This window comes from Streptomyces sp. NPDC006510, assembly GCF_040611955.1.
GTDB lineage: Bacteria > Actinomycetota > Actinomycetes > Streptomycetales > Streptomycetaceae > Streptomyces.
On sequence record NZ_JBEXPH010000002.1, the window covers coordinates 143955 to 158133 of the forward strand.

At 67.3% G+C, this 14179-nt stretch carries 15 protein-coding genes, 1 tRNA gene and 3 pseudogenes; 16 read left to right on the forward strand and 3 right to left on the reverse strand.

The features are described from left to right. Positions 1–241 precede the first annotated feature (241 nt). From ABZY11_RS01670 to ABZY11_RS01695, 6 genes are all read left to right on the forward strand, one after another. Positions 242–315: transfer RNA gene (locus ABZY11_RS01670), tRNA-Gly, on the forward strand. 98 nt (positions 316–413) lie between these two features. Then, positions 414–743 carry a hypothetical protein gene (locus tag ABZY11_RS01675; RefSeq protein ID WP_356477187.1) on the forward strand — a complete coding sequence of 110 codons (330 nt, stop codon included), beginning with the start codon at positions 414–416 and terminating at the stop codon, positions 741–743. 733 nt (positions 744–1476) lie between these two features. After that, positions 1477–1680, forward strand: a complete 204-nt coding sequence (locus tag ABZY11_RS01680; protein ID WP_015034665.1) for a cold-shock protein — start codon at positions 1477–1479, stop codon at positions 1678–1680. A 297-nt stretch (positions 1681–1977) separates the two neighbouring features. Continuing rightward, on the forward strand, positions 1978–3483 hold the full coding sequence (locus tag ABZY11_RS01685; protein ID WP_356477188.1) for a DEAD/DEAH box helicase: 1506 nt from the start codon (positions 1978–1980) through the stop codon (positions 3481–3483). A gap of 46 nt (positions 3484–3529) precedes the next feature. Further along, positions 3530–3928, forward strand: coding sequence for a CBS domain-containing protein (locus tag ABZY11_RS01690; protein WP_189543369.1), 399 nt, complete (start codon positions 3530–3532; stop codon positions 3926–3928). 59 nt (positions 3929–3987) lie between these two features. After that, the gene (locus ABZY11_RS01695; RefSeq protein WP_189543368.1) at positions 3988–4299 is read left to right on the forward strand and encodes an SCO5918 family protein; all 312 of its coding nucleotides are present in this window, start codon (positions 3988–3990) and stop codon (positions 4297–4299) included. Between the two features lie 121 nt (positions 4300–4420). Here ABZY11_RS01695 and ABZY11_RS01700 read toward each other — a convergent pair whose 3' ends face one another. Beyond that, entirely contained in the window at positions 4421–4780 is a 360-nt protein-coding gene (locus ABZY11_RS01700; RefSeq protein ID WP_189543366.1) for a hypothetical protein, read from the reverse strand. A 937-nt stretch (positions 4781–5717) separates the two neighbouring features. Here ABZY11_RS01700 and ABZY11_RS01705 point away from each other — a divergent pair. From ABZY11_RS01705 to ABZY11_RS01730, 6 genes and pseudogenes are all read left to right on the forward strand, one after another. Beyond that, entirely contained in the window at positions 5718–6056 is a 339-nt protein-coding gene (locus ABZY11_RS01705) for a MerR family transcriptional regulator (RefSeq protein ID WP_189543364.1), read from the forward strand. 242 nt (positions 6057–6298) lie between these two features. Next, positions 6299–6502, forward strand: coding sequence for a cold-shock protein (locus ABZY11_RS01710; protein WP_008735947.1), 204 nt, complete (start codon positions 6299–6301; stop codon positions 6500–6502). Positions 6503–6961: 459 nt separating this feature from the next. Continuing rightward, a pseudogene (locus tag ABZY11_RS01715) lies at positions 6962–7309 on the forward strand (transcriptional regulator). Further along, positions 7306–7521 (forward strand): annotated as a pseudogene (locus tag ABZY11_RS01720) (hypothetical protein); the annotation flags it as partial. The pseudogenes ABZY11_RS01715 and ABZY11_RS01720, both read left to right, overlap by 4 nt. A gap of 424 nt (positions 7522–7945) precedes the next feature. Next, a complete protein-coding gene (locus tag ABZY11_RS01725; RefSeq protein ID WP_356477189.1) occupies positions 7946–8311 on the forward strand; it encodes an SMI1/KNR4 family protein in 366 nt (121 codons plus the stop codon). Next, complete coding sequence (locus ABZY11_RS01730) at positions 8295–8942, forward strand: hypothetical protein (RefSeq protein ID WP_356477190.1); 648 nt, start codon at positions 8295–8297, stop codon at positions 8940–8942. Before ABZY11_RS01725 ends, ABZY11_RS01730 begins: the two co-directional genes overlap by 17 nt. A 405-nt stretch (positions 8943–9347) precedes the next feature. Here ABZY11_RS01730 and ABZY11_RS01735 read toward each other — a convergent pair whose 3' ends face one another. Beyond that, positions 9348–9554, reverse strand: coding sequence for a M28 family peptidase (locus ABZY11_RS01735; protein WP_356477191.1), 207 nt, complete (start codon positions 9552–9554; stop codon positions 9348–9350). Between the two features lie 581 nt (positions 9555–10135). Here ABZY11_RS01735 and ABZY11_RS01740 point away from each other — a divergent pair. The 4 genes and pseudogenes from ABZY11_RS01740 to ABZY11_RS01755 all read left to right on the forward strand — a co-directional run bounded on the left by ABZY11_RS01740 (position 10136) and on the right by ABZY11_RS01755 (position 13450). Continuing rightward, entirely contained in the window at positions 10136–10567 is a 432-nt protein-coding gene (locus tag ABZY11_RS01740; protein ID WP_356477192.1) for an SRPBCC family protein, read from the forward strand. Positions 10568–10879: 312 nt separating this feature from the next. After that, positions 10880–11227 carry a transcriptional regulator gene (locus ABZY11_RS01745; protein WP_356477193.1) on the forward strand — a complete coding sequence of 116 codons (348 nt, stop codon included), beginning with the start codon at positions 10880–10882 and terminating at the stop codon, positions 11225–11227. Then, positions 11224–11810, forward strand: a pseudogene (locus tag ABZY11_RS01750) (hypothetical protein). Before ABZY11_RS01745 ends, ABZY11_RS01750 begins: the two are co-directional and overlap by 4 nt. Before the next feature lie 398 nt (positions 11811–12208). Further along, on the forward strand, positions 12209–13450 hold the full coding sequence (locus ABZY11_RS01755) for a PP2C family protein-serine/threonine phosphatase (RefSeq protein ID WP_356477194.1): 1242 nt from the start codon (positions 12209–12211) through the stop codon (positions 13448–13450). 410 nt (positions 13451–13860) lie between these two features. Here ABZY11_RS01755 and ABZY11_RS01760 read toward each other — a convergent pair whose 3' ends face one another. After that, positions 13861–14178, reverse strand: a complete 318-nt coding sequence (locus ABZY11_RS01760) for a PRC-barrel domain-containing protein (protein ID WP_356477217.1) — start codon at positions 14176–14178, stop codon at positions 13861–13863. Position 14179: the final 1 nt, after the last annotated feature.

Below are 14179 nucleotides of genomic sequence, written 5' to 3' on the forward strand. Positions count from 1 at the left end.
GCGCTCCATGGAGTCCATCAAGTCCCTTCCCCAACAAGCCTTGGACGAGAAAGCCACATTAGGGGATGAACAGGACGCCACTCCACACGGCACTCCGACCACCCACGCTACGCCCCCAACTCCCGCCCACGGCACCCACATCCACCCTCCACCAACAACGAAAAGGCCCCACGGCTCAAACGCCGGGGACCTGGCATGGGGTACAGTATGGGACGGTAGCGCCGCGCGAGCGGAACGCTTCGCGGGTGTAGTTTAATGGTAGAACATGAGCTTCCCAAGCTCAGAGCGCGAGTTCGATTCTCGTCACCCGCTCCATGAAAAAGCCCCAGGCCAGCACCCAGGGGCTTCTTTGTTATCTCTAGGCATCTTCAGCCTCTCCGTGCCCTCCGCGCGCTCGCCTGTACGCGGCGGCCATGGCGACGGAGGCTACCAAGACCTACCGCCACACGAAGCGGGCCGACACCGGCCTGTCCCAGGTGTGTGCATTCATGGACAGGGCCATCAATGAGCAGTTCGGCAACGACCACTTTGTCACCGCGCAGATGATCTGTTCGGTGAAGAGCAACTCATCGAGTGGACTAACCGAGCCGTCCGTGACCACACGGCGGTGCGGTCGGCCGGTGGTGCGCGCGCTCTCCCACGCCCTGGAACAGGAACGAGGCGGTGTCACCAGCGACGACGCGGCCATCTTTCTCATCGAGTGGCGCGGCGACGACGCCGATCATCTCGCCACCCTCGATTGAGCCGACAGCCACCTCCGCCACGGAGCCGAAGCCCCCGCAGCCCATCCGCCGTTCGCCAAGCCTCCCTCGGCCCGATGGACCAAGGCAGCCGTCACCGCCGGAACCGTTGGACCTCCGGACGCCCCTTTTGCTTGTCGACGCTGTGGACGCGTCCCAGGAGGGCATGCGTCACTCGGCGTGCCTACGTCACAGAAGTCGAGCCAGATCACCCACGGCCCGCCGTCCGGGGGCGGCCACGGCACTTGCCCACTGTGCTTGCTACGACAACTCGCCTTCCCAGAAGGATGGTTGACCGGACGAGGTCGGCGGGCTCGCGGCCACAGGGTCTCCTGCGAGCTGTCGGGAGGGCGCCCCGGGGGCCCCGGCCCGCAGACGCAGGTCCCGATGGACTGCAGACGTCGCAGCCGATTGGCCTCCTCGCTTTCGAAAAACGCTGCACTCGAGGTAAATGAATACCTGTGCCGGCGACCTCAGAATTTAACAGCCCTTACTGGGAGAGTTTCTGCCGCAGCACGCACGGGGAAATATTTGACGCACACAAGCCCCCACGTCGTGCTACTGTCGGACTCGGTTGCAGTTTTGGTACCCAAAAAAACTTCAAGCGCCTCCGGTCGGCCTCGATGCCGCAGGGAAGCGCTTTGTATTTCCGGTCATTTTCCGGGCGGGGCATCATCGCGGCGACACGGTTTCCGTACAGTACGGATTCCGGTGTACTGCCCAAAGGAGATATGACATGGCTAATGGCACCGTGAAGTGGTTCAACGCGGAAAAGGGTTTCGGCTTCATCGAGCAGGACGGTGGCGGCCCGGACGTGTTCGCCCACTTCTCGAACATCGCCGCCCAGGGCTTCCGCGAACTGCAGGAAGGCCAGAAGGTCAGCTTCGACATCGCGCAGGGCCAGAAGGGCCCGACGGCCGAGAACATCGTTTCCGCCTGACACCGGCGCGCATTTCGTAGCTGGGGCCCGCATCCCTCGGGGTGCGGGCCCCAGCTGCACGCATTTCCGTAGCGGTTTCATCTACGGGAACACACTATTGAGGGACGCAGCCTCCTCGGAGTCGCGCCCGGCGATGCACCGGATTCTTTTTCGCACGCCATCCTCCATTTTTGCTTACGTCGACACGGATTTCCCGTGGGCCGCGTTCGCATTCCAGTCGGTCCGTGCCTGTGATTCCCCGTGCTGCTATTTCGCTGCGGAATTCCTTGATACGTGCCGTATCAAGGAAGGTTCTGTATGAACCCCACACGCACGAACAGCCGTTCCTCCCGTGCCCGCCGCAACGGCGGCCACGGGTACGACTCCGCTGCCGGTTCGGTTCGGGGCAGTCGCTCCGCTTCGTCCGGCCCGAGCCGTTCGGCAGGTCCGAACCGTTCGGGTGGCCGGCGGCCCGCCGCGATGCAGGGAGAGTTCGCCCTGCCCGAGACGATCACTCCGGCGCTGCCCGCAGTCGAGGTGTTCAGCGACCTCGACATGCCGACGAGCCTGCTGGCCGCGCTCACCGCGCAAGGCGTGGCCACGCCGTTTCCGATCCAGGGTGCGACGCTGCCGAACTCTCTGGCGGGCCGTGACGTCCTGGGCCGCGGCCGGACCGGCTCCGGCAAGACTCTCGCCTTCGGCCTGGCCCTGCTGGCCCGCACCGCCGGGCAGCGCGCCGAGCCCCGTCAGCCGCTGGCCCTGGTCCTGGTTCCCACCCGGGAACTCGCTCAGCAGGTCACCGATGCCCTCACCCCTTACGCCCGAGCCGTGAAGCTGCGCCTGGCCACCGTCGTCGGCGGGATGCCGATCGGTCGGCAGGCGAATGCGCTGCGGGGCGGCACCGAAGTCGTCGTCGCCACCCCCGGTCGCCTCAAGGACCTCATCGACCGCGGCGACTGCCGGCTGAACCAGGTCGCCATCACCGTCCTGGACGAGGCCGACCAGATGGCCGACATGGGCTTCATGCCGCAGGTCACCGCTCTCCTGGACCAGGTCCGCCCCGAGGGCCAGCGCATGCTGTTCTCCGCGACCCTGGACCGTAACGTCGACCTCTTGGTCCGTCGCTACCTCACCGACCCCGTCGTCCACTCCGTGGACCCCTCCCAGGGCACGGTCACCACGATGGAACATCACGTGCTGCACGTGCACGGTGCCGACAAGCACCGGCTGACGACGGAGATCGCGGCGCGCGACGGCCGGGTGATCATGTTCCTGGACACCAAGCACGCCGTGGACCGCCTCACCCAGGACCTCCTCGCCAGCGGTGTCCGGGCTGCCGCCCTGCACGGCGGCAAGTCACAGCCGCAGCGCACCCGCACCCTCGCCCAGTTCAAGACAGGACACGTCACCGTCCTGGTCGCGACGAACGTCGCGGCGCGCGGCATTCACGTCGACCACCTCGACCTCGTCGTGAACGTGGACCCGCCGACCGACCACAAGGACTACCTCCACCGCGGCGGCCGTACCGCGCGGGCCGGCGAGTCCGGCAGTGTCGTCACCCTGGTCACCAACAACCAGCGCCGCGACATGACGCGCCTCATGGCGGCCGCGGGCATCGTGCCCCGGACCACCCAGGTCCGCTCCGGCGAGGAAGCGCTCCGCCGGATCACCGGCGCCCGGACCCCCTCCGGCATCCCCGTGACGATCACCGCGCCGGCACCCGAGCGGCGCAAGCGCGGCACGGCCTCCCGCGCTCGACGCAGCCCGGCCGCGGCTGCCCGGCGCGTGAGCGGGCGACAGCCCGCCTTCGACGCGGCGGCCTGAGCACCGCGTGATCCGGAAGCTGACCCATCTCTGCAGGAGGCACGTTGTGACACTGGTCCGGATACAGCCCCACCCGGCGACCGCCGGCCCCGTGCCCCGGACGGCGCTCGACGCCATGGACACGGCCGCGCCACAGGTCTGCGACGACATGACCGTCGAGGTGGCCCTGTCCGTCATGGCCAGTGCCAGGACCGGACACCTGAGGGTCTGCGACAACGACGGTCTGTGCACCGGACTGATGACCCGGGCCCAGCTCACCGTCGTCCGCGACGGCCCCACCTACTCGGACCGGCTCCAGCTGCGCGACATCCTCGGCGACCGCGGGCCGCACACCTCGCCCGCCACCATGACGGCCGAGCACGCCACGCCCCACCGCCGGCCCGCTGCTCCGTCCGCCGTGGACGAACAGGACAGCGCGTCGGGCGTCCTCGCCCTGGCCCTCTGAACCGTCTCACCACGGCGGAACAATCTCCTTCCTCATCTCTGTGATCCCTGTGAGGCATCGTGCGCTGTGTTATCGCCCGCTTCCCGTTCGAACTCACCAGGAGCGGCGTCCTGGACTCCATGAAGGGCATCAAGCCCGAGGAGGTCGTCGGCGAGTCCGTGACCATCGGCCGCCGCGCCTACCCTGTCAAGCAGGTCGGCGAGGTCATCACCCGCCAGGATCGCCGCGACTTCAGCGCCGACGAAGTCCTCCGGGCCATGACCAAGCTCGGCTTCACCTGCCGCCGCCTCCCCCGGACCGCCGCCCCCACCCGCGCCCTCAGCCCGCTCCAGCACGCCTCCGCGATGCTCGGCGTCCCGGTGGCCGTCTGACTGTCTGACCGTTTGGCTGATGGGAAGCGCGAGCTGACAACCGAACAGCCAAGAGGGCCCGACCGGCACACGCCGGTCGGGCCCTCCCGCGTACCGGTGGGTTTCTCTGCGTGGCGCGACGTCAGTGATCGGAGTAGCTGAAGTCGCCCATGGTCCAGGCGCTGACATCCGCGATCGAGACGCGGTACATCCCACCCGTCTCCGGGATCCCCACCGTGCCCTGAAGGATCCGCGCCATATGGAAGTGCAGATACGCGGGCGGCCCCTCCCCTCGCGTCGTAGCGGTGAACATGGCGGAGAACTCGCCCAGATGGGACGAGTCCGTCAGGACCTCCGACACCCGTTGCCTCCACACGGCTTCGGGCGCCAGCCGGCCGGTGATGACAGCACCACCGGTGACCACGGTCAGGGACATCTGATTGCTGTGCCCGGACTCCACCAACGTGGCGACGTCAACGAGCAGCTCGTCAGGCTTCGACATGAGAGCCGATCCTATTCACGAGTCGTCCCGTCCCCTCGACCGGTCGTGCTGCCGAGCAAGACGGACAGTCGCTGTCTTTCCCTCGGAGACCCGGCGGATGACCGCGGTCGCTCTGGCGAGCCGGTTGACCACGGGCCAGCCGGAGCCTCCGGCGAGGTCAATTACCTCCTCACGGGACACGCGAAAATCTCTATTGGCCGGAGTAGACATTGAGTGGTGGCGTGGTTATGGTTTCTCTCGTACCCCAGAGAGACAGCAGGGCCTGGCAGAGATGAACTGTCGGCAGTACATGTAGTTGCAGGACGGTGCGGCAGTGGAGTTTCGAAGCCAGGGTTGTTGCAGGACGGCGACGGGACTGACGGCCGGACCGGGTGGCCCGCAGTGAGGGGCCGCCAAAGCGGGACCGCTGTCATGGAAGTTGCGGTACCCGTGAGTGCAGTTCGCAGTACCCAGCAGTGAAGTGACTGAGCGGTACCTCGGTGAAGGCGTCGGCTGCGGACGCGCGCACCGGGAAGTTCGGCAGTGGGGTTCCAAGCCAGAGCAGACGCAGGAAGGGCAACGGGGCTGGCTGCCGGAGAGCGGCGCTGTCACAGGCCGCTGAGCAGTTCGCATCACCAGCAGTACGCAGTAGTGCAGTACCAGCAGTACGCAGTGCCCCATGGTAGGTAGTTGATCACCGAGGGAAGAACGGAGGAGCCCGCGCCATCAGGATCGCCCGGGCCGGAGCATTGAGCCCGGGTACCGCAGGACATCGATAGTGAGGTGGTCTCCGGTCAAGCAACCGCGATCCCCGCACTCCCGACAGCAGCCAGGTCGGGTCTGCGGACACAGAATGCCGGTGCAGTATCAGGGCCGGCAGGTGGTGTAGTAGTTCCTTCAGGGCCCTGGTGCCGTACGGCACCAGGGCCCCTCCATGCGTTCCACAAGAGAGGTGCAAGTGACAGCAGACGACTCGTACGGCCGGCTTGACGACGACGACTACCCCGCCTACACGATGGGCCGGGCCGCCGAGATGCTCGGCACCACCCAGGGCTTCCTCCGCGCCATCGGCGAAGCCCGCCTGATCACCCCCCTGCGCTCGGAGGGCGGCCACCGCCGCTACTCCCGCTACCAACTGCGCATCGCCGCCCGCGCCCGCGAACTGGTCGACCAGGGCACGTCCATCGAGGCCGCCTGTCGCATCGTCGTTCTGGAAGACCAGCTGGAAGAGGCGCAGCGCATCAACGCCGAGTACCGCCGCGCCGCCGAATCGGCAGAGCCGCCGACCGAGGACTGAGGCGGTGCGCGCCCGCCGGACATCCCCGGACACCGGCGGGCACCGCGCACAGATGCAGGCGATTCCTCTGGTGACGGAGTGTGCGGCCGTGTACCGTCCCGGTGAGTTGTCGTGGTTCGGAAGTTCCCTCTGCCCACCCCTTCGGTGTGGGCGTTCTGCTGTGCTGTGCCGCAGGAACCAGGACGATCACCTCCGTCTTCCGCATGCAGCGGAAGTCGTGAATCGACTGGAAGGCATGAGACATGGCTACGGGAACTGTGAAGTGGTTCAACGCGGAGAAGGGCTTCGGCTTCATCGCTCAGGACGGTGGCGGCCCGGACGTCTTCGCCCACTACTCGGCGATCAACTCCTCGGGCTTCCGTGAGCTCCAGGAGGGTCAGGTCGTGACGTTCGACGTCACCCAGGGCCAGAAGGGCCCCCAGGCGGAGAACATCAACCCGGCCTGACCTCACCCACTCCACCGGCGGAACCAGGATCCCCTGGGTCTGGCCGCAGGCTATGGCGGCCCCGGACCGACTCGGTCCGGGGCTCGCTCACGCTCGTGCGGGGTTTGGATGTATGCGCGCGGGGTGCCGGCCGGGAAACGGCGGTACTGGGCAGGGGCTTCGCCTACTCCGTCCCCCTGGCAGCACCGCGTGCCACAACGTGCCGGTATCGGCGGTGAACAGCGGTCAACAAGGGATCGGCCGATACGGCCAGAACAGCACCTTCAGTGGGCGTTCTCACAGGTCAGGAGCCCTGCGGGCCATCAAGTACCGGGTGATTCCCAAGCTCAGAGCGCGAGTTCGATTCTCGTCACCCGCTCCATGAAAAGCCCCAGGCCAGCGGCCGGGGGCTTCTTCGTTGCAGTGCCGTGCCACCGGCTGGCCGAGTGCCCGTGGGGCCTTTTCCTGGATAGTCGACGCATGGCATCACAGCCCAGCCTTTCCTATCTCCGCCGCGCCAAGTTCGCCCGGCGCGTGCCCGCAACACTCTCCGAGCTTGCCGGTCCCGAGCACGGCACAGTGAGCCTGCCGCTCCACCTTGCGTGATCGGGGCTGACCACGTTCGACCTCGACCAGCCGCGGCTGCGGATGAGCTATTACCGCATCGTCCTGGCCGAGGGCCGGCACGACGACCTGGTCCGGTACCTCAATCGCGGACTCCTCATCAACCTGTGGCCCACACTGCGCACACTGATCAGCCGTGATGGTCGTGAAGTCTGGGAACGCTCCTTCGGCGAACTGGCCCACAGCGCCCAGGCCGCTGCGTGAACCTCACAGACCTGCACCGTCGCCTGCTCGCAGACGTGCTCGTCGTGGGCGGTGCGTATCCTCCGGCCCTTACCGGCGGCTATGCGGTCCAGGCGCACGGCCTGGTCGACCGGCTCAGCCAGGGCCTCGACGTCGCGACCGAGAACCCCGATCGCATGGAGGACAGCGCTACTACTGTACGAACCGGCCTGGAACAACGCGGGTGGCGGGTCAGCACTCTATCGGCCCCAGCGACCGTGCCCCATCCGTGCCCTTCGGAGCGGACAACAGCGGTCAAGCACGGCCACCAGAGCCCGCGCAATCCCTACCTACGAGCACAAACAAGCAGGTCAGCGACCTGCCCACTGAGTAGGCACCGGTGATTCCCAAGCTCAGAGCGCGAGTTCGATTCTCGTCACCCGCTCCATGATGAGGGCCCTGGTCGGAGACCAGGGCCTTGTTTGTTGTCTAGACCTCTCAGGTTTCTCGGCTGGTGCGGTCGGCACCCTTGCCGCGTATGGTCGGCGAGCCCGCCGATCTGGTTCCTGCCGTCGCGAGCGATCACGCTGGCGACGGCAGAGGACAGCGTGCGCTGGGCACTTGTGCTCCACGGTGAATTCCGTGTCGGTGCGGTGCGCGTCGCCCTAGCGTGTACCCATGGGTGAGGACATGTGGGCGGGAGTGCGGGAGCGGGTGCTCCGGCTCGCCGAACGCTCCGGAGCGGACAAGGTCTTCGGGGCACAGGGGCATGGCTTTCGCCTCGGTCCGGTCATGAGCGAGGAACAGCTCCGGGCGCTGGAGGCGGACCTGGGCGTGGGTCTGCCCGCGCAGTATCGGAGTTTTCTACTCCATGTCGGAGGAGGGGGAGCCGGCCCCGACTACGGCCTGATGACACCGACCTTGGGCGACGGTGGGTGGCAGTGGCGCGGCATCGGGCTCGCCTTCTCTGCGCAGCCGACCACCGCCGAGTTCGCCGGACGGCCCTTCGTGGCCGAGGCGCTGCGGAGTGAGTGCCGCGCTTGAGGCGCAGGAACCCGAGAAGGACGCCTTTGCGGCCGACGAGGAGTTCCGCCGCACGCACGCGGCCTGGGATGCGCGCTACGAGGAGCTGCATGACGCGCAGGAGGCGGGCGCGGTGTTCCTCAGCGAGCAGGGATGCGGCTATGCGTCGCTGATGGTGATGACCGGCCCGCACCGAGGTGCCATCTGGGAGGATCTGAGACCGATGGACCGAGGGACCGAGGGATCGAGCCGACCGGGCATGACTTCGCGTACTGGTACCGAAGTTGGCTCGAGCGCACCGAGCAACGGCTCGAAACCTGACAGGGTGAGGACCATGCAGTACTGCGAACGCCATGAAATGCACAACTGCGCAGAATGCGCTCCGCGCACACCCCGCGGCAGCGCACCCACCAGCGAATGGGACGGCTGGCCAGTGGCTGCGATCATCATCCACGCCAGCGGCAAGGCCCACCTTCCCGGCTGCACGCACATCGTCCCGGCCGACATCCGGCCACCCCTCTACGGCTGGGTGCTCACCCCCTCACCCGGGGCATGGCGTCGTCTCGCGCCCTCCGGCCCGCTCCGCGCCACCCAGGGCAACATCGAGCGGGCGGCTGTGAGCCGCTGCAGGGATTGCGACGCGACGCAATAGGGACGCCGCTCGATTCCTTGGTGGGGAACAACCTGTCCATTCAGGCTGAGCCGACCGTGCCCTTCGGAGCAGTGAACAGCGGTCAGAACGAGTACGACCGGATCACCGCCAAGAGCCACCCATGAGAGCGTTCCCGCAGGTCAGAGAGCTGACGCTCTCACCGAGCAACGATGATTCCCAAGCTCAGAGCGCGAGCTCGATTCTCGTCACCCGGCCTTGAAAGAAGGCCCAGGTCAAAGACCTGGGCCTTTGCCGTTGCCTGGACTCATCCGCACGCTCGGGTGGGTGAAATACCTGTTCTTCGCCCTCCAGTTGGGGCACCCGGAGGCCACGGACTGCACGCCGGTCGGTGTCGGCCGGCCCGAGCGCGCTGACTTCGCACCGCCGTGCGGAGACCGACCGCGGTCAACCGGCTCGGTTGACAGGCCAGGACGTGGCGGTGACGGCGGTCGCGACGGCGACCGCCGTCAACCGCCGGTAGTCGATGGTGTCCGGCGTGTCGGTCGGGCGATGGTAGTGACGGTTCCGGAACTTCGCCGTACCGGTGAGCATCAGGGCCGGAATCCCTACGTTCCAGAAGGCAGCGTGGTCGCTGCGGCCGAGGTGGTTCACCGGTGGCACCGCAAGGCCGACGAGCGGGCCCAGCGGGTCGTCCGGACGCGGGTCGCGCAGTGTGATGACGGGCAGCGGGGGCTCCGTGGCCCGGTCAAGAGATTCGCGCCGGTCAGTCGCCGGTGCAGGCGGAGTTTGGGCGCAAGCGCATGGTTGCCGTGGCGATCGGTGCAGCCCAGCCGCCACCGCACCTCGAACCGCTGCCGGTGAGTCCGCCGGCCCGCGGGCGCTGTGCCGCGCCTACGCGTACTGGTCCGAGGACGGGCAAGAGATCACCGGGGCGTCGTTCTGGGATACCAAGGAAGCGTGCGACTCCTGGCGGGCCTCCGCGGCCGAGACGCAGCGGCGTGAGGCCATGGCCCCTTGCATCGTCGAGGAGCAGGAAGGCTTCTACCGCGGCCGCGAACTCGGAGTCGGGCCCGCCTGAACCCCCGCGGTCCTTGTGCCCGTGCCCCGGAACGCCGAGGACGGACAGCACCGGCCCGCCGGCCCACGGACATGATGCCGGCCCCCATCGACCCTCTGGGGGCGACAATGGAGATATGGCCCCGTAGACCGTGAACCGAGTTGCGAGGTGGCCGATGAGCACTCTCGAAGAACAGATAGACGTCGATATTCCGATCGCTGTGGTCTGGGAACGCCTCCACCGTGCGGAGACCTATCCGCGGTTCGTCGAAGGAGTACGCGAGGCTCGTTCGGAGGACGGGCACCGGACGCGCCTGGACGTCGACGTCGGCGGCCGGGTTCAGGAGTTCGAAGCCGAGATCACCGACCGTGACAAGGAAAACATGATGGAGTGGCAGACCACGAGCGGTCCCGACCTGGCGGGAACCTTCTCACTGCTGCCCATCGACCGGGAGCACACCCGAGTCCAGGCCCGGATCGAGTACGACCCGGGCACCGTCAAGGAGGCGTTCGGCGGGCCGAAGGGATTCGCCCAGGCGACCGCGATCGAACGGCTTGTACGGGACGACCTCGAGCACTTCAAGGAGTTGGTGGAACGGGAACGGTGAGGCGCCCCCACCGAGTATGACGGCAGTGCGGTCCACGGCCGTCGTACCCCATCCGTGCCCTTCAGCACGGCAAACAGCGGTCAGCAACGGTGCCCCGTGCACCCCCGCACGGGACGCCCGCCAGCGTCTGGCCTGGTCAGGCCCCATGTCGGCCTCGCAGGCGGCGGTGATTCCCAAGCTCAGAGCGCGAGTTCGATTCTCGTCACCCGCTCCATGAAAAAGCCCCAGGCCAGCGGCCCGGGGCTTCTCTGTTTGCAGCGCCGTGTCACCACTGACCGAGTGCCTGGGGGCCTCTTCCTGGATAATCGAGGCATGGCATCACAGCCCAGTCTTTCCGATCTCCGCCGCGCCAAGTTCGCTCGGCGCGTGCCTGCAGCACTCGCCGAGCTTGCCGGCCCCGAGCACGGCACAGTGAGCCTGCCGCTCCACTTGGCGTGGTCGGGACTGACCACTTTCAACCTCGATCAGCCCCGGCTGCGGATGAGCTACTACCGCATCGTCCTGGCCGAGGGCCAGCACGACGATCTGGTCCGGCACCTCAATCGCGGCCTCCTCATCGACCTGTGGCCCACACTGCGCACGCTGATCAGCCGTGATGTCCGTGAAGTGTGGGAGCGCTCCTTCGACGAGCTGGCCCACAGCGCGCAGGCCGCTGCGTGAACCTCACGGATCTCCACCGTCGCCTGCTCGCAGACGTACTCGCCGTGGGCGGTGCATACCCTCCGGCGCTTACCGGTGGCTACGCGGTCCAGGCGCACGGTCTGGTCGACCGGCTCAGCCAGGACCTCGATGTCGCGACCGAGAACCCCGATCGCATGGAGGACATCGCTACTGCCGTACGTATCGGCTTGGAGCAACGCGGTTGGCAGGTCAGCGCTCTGGAAACAGACCCGCTGTCCGCACGCCTGATCGTCACCGACTCCGCCACCCGTGAAAAGTGCGGAACCAGGTCCGCGCCCTGGCCGATCGCGGACTCGCCAGGGACCTGGTCGACGTACAGGCCGCGGCGAACCGCTGGAGTCACGTCGAACTCGAAGAGCTCGGACGGCGCCATGCCCGCGACTCCTTCGAACTGAGCGAGCTTCAAGCGCGGCTGGGCGGAGCCGACTGGATCGATGACACGGAATTTGCCGCCTACGGGCTCGACGAACAGGCAATCAACGGGCTACGGCGGTGGGCACAGACATGGGCCGACGACATCGGGGAACGGCTCCAGGAGCTGGAGACTCCGCACGAGGACTGACGGCCTCACGGATACCGACCGCTCGGCAAGGACGCGATGCGCGACAGGCTGCCCCACCCGCAATTGCCGTGCCCCATCCATGCCCTTCGGAGCGGACACCCGTTTGAGCAGGGGCTATGCGTGCCAACTGTTCTGACCGGGTGGGACATGCCGCCTCTGGCGTAATCGGGCGTTGGGCCGGTTGGCGGTGTCAGGCTGTCCGGGTTGATCACTGTCGTGCGAGGAGCCCTGTGCGTATGGGGCGTGTGAACGTTCTCTCAGCGGATCGTCGTTGACTGCCCGCTGGATCCGAGCATGTCGGGGTGTGCGTCGGGTCGGGGGCACCGCTTCGTACCGGCTCCACGCAACCGACCGCCCACTGAATTCCCATACCGCGGTATGAAGGGATGCAAGCAGCGATGACCGAAGGCGGGCGAAAGCCGGGCGAGTTCGGGGTGGACCGGTCGGAGGGGTTTGGTGAGCGGTTGCTGGGTTTGCTGCTGGACCGGGCTCACGAGATGCCGCCGCAGTTGATCGCCCCGCTCGTTGCGGAAGAGGTGGCCAGGGTGGGTGGCCGGGACGTCTCGATCCTCTTGCAGGACTACGAACAGATGCTGCTGGTGCCGCTGCCGGGCCGGGGGTTGATGGTCGGGGACCCCGAACCGGTCGAGGGGTCCCCCGCCGGGGAGGCGTTCCTGAGCCGCAGAACGGTAGAGGTACCGCAGGACGGCACCGTGCGGATGTATTTGCCGCTGCTGGACGGCAGTGACCAGGTCGGGGCGATGGCTGTCACCCTGGACAGCGTCGACGACGACGACCGGCGATTGCTGCGCAGGCTCGCCAGTTTGGTCGCGGACATGATCGTCACCAAGGACGCCTACACCGACCTGTTCTTCCAGGCCCGACGCAGAGCCCCGATGAGCGTGGCCGCGGAGATCCAGTGGTCGTTGCTGCCTCCGCTGTCGATGACTGTTCCGCAGGTTGAGGTGGCCGGAATTCTGGAGCCCGCGTACGACGTGGCCGGCGACAGTTTCGACTACGCCCTCAACGGCGACATCCTTCATGTGGCCATGATCGACGCGATGGGCCACGGCCTGGACGCGGCGGCCATGGCGACGGTGGCCATCGGCGCCTACCGCCACACGCGACGGGCCAACACCGGCCTGTCCCAGGTGTATGCATTCATGGACAGGGCCATCAATGAGCAGTTCGGCAACGACCACTTTGTCACCGCGCAGATGATGTGTCTGAACACCGCCACGGGGCGGCTGCAATGGGTCAATGCCGGCCACCCGGCACCGCTGCTGATCCGTGGCCGCGCCGTGGTGGACCGGTTGGAGAGCCCGACCACATTGCCGGTCGGCTTCGGCGGTGAGGAGCCGGTAGTCAGCGAGCGGATGCTGCAGCCCGGGGACCGGTTGCTGTGTTTCACCGATGGCCTGATTGAAGAGCATCAAGCTGGTGGGGAAGAGTTCGGTGAGGAGCAACTCATCGAGTGGACCAACCGAGCCGTCCGTGACCACACGGCGGTGCGGCCGGTGGTGCGCGCGCTTTCCCACACCCTGAAACAGGAACGAGGCGGCGTCACCAGCGACGACGCGACCATCCTCCTCATCGAGTGGCGCGGCGGCGACGCCGATCATCTCGCCACCTTCGATTGAGCCGTCGGCCACCGCCGCTACAGGGCCGACGGAGCCGAAGCCCCCGCGGCCCGTCCGCCGTTCGCCAAGCCGCCCTCGGCCCGGAGGACGAAGGCAGCCGTCACCGCCGGAACTGCTGAACCTCCGGACGCCACTTCTGCTTGTCTGCGCTGTGGACTCATCCCAGGCGGGCATTCGTCACTCGGCGTGCCTACTTCGCTGAGCAGGCCCGGAGCGCGGTGCCGGGATTGCTCCCGGTCCGTTTCTCCGGACCTCTCGCCGGACCCGCCGTGCGTCCCTCAACGCAACGGGCTCTCCACGGTTTCTGCCGTCAGACGGGGTTCGCAGGCTGCCATGGGTTGGGGATCGCGCCGGCCCGGTATCGGTAGCGGCTGACCGTGACCGACGCGATGCGGAACAGCTCGGCCCCGTCAGCCGTTCGCCCCAGGCCGGTGGGCGAGGCCGTAGTGCCGGAAGACCGCCTCCTCGTCCTCGGCCGGAAGTATGCCCTCGGTGCCGATCGAAGGGCACTGCTTCACCAGTGCCTGGTCATGGGCGACCTTCACATAACCCGGGCCCACCGTCGCACCGTCCGGAGGAACGAACACCAGACGGTGCCGGGTGGGCAAGCCGACCCGGATCGCGGCCATGGCCGACTCGTCAGTGCTGGTGTCGACATGGATCGCCTCCAGCTCGCCGATCCTGCGGCCCCGGGTGTCCACCACGTCATCGGTCCACCACTCACGGATC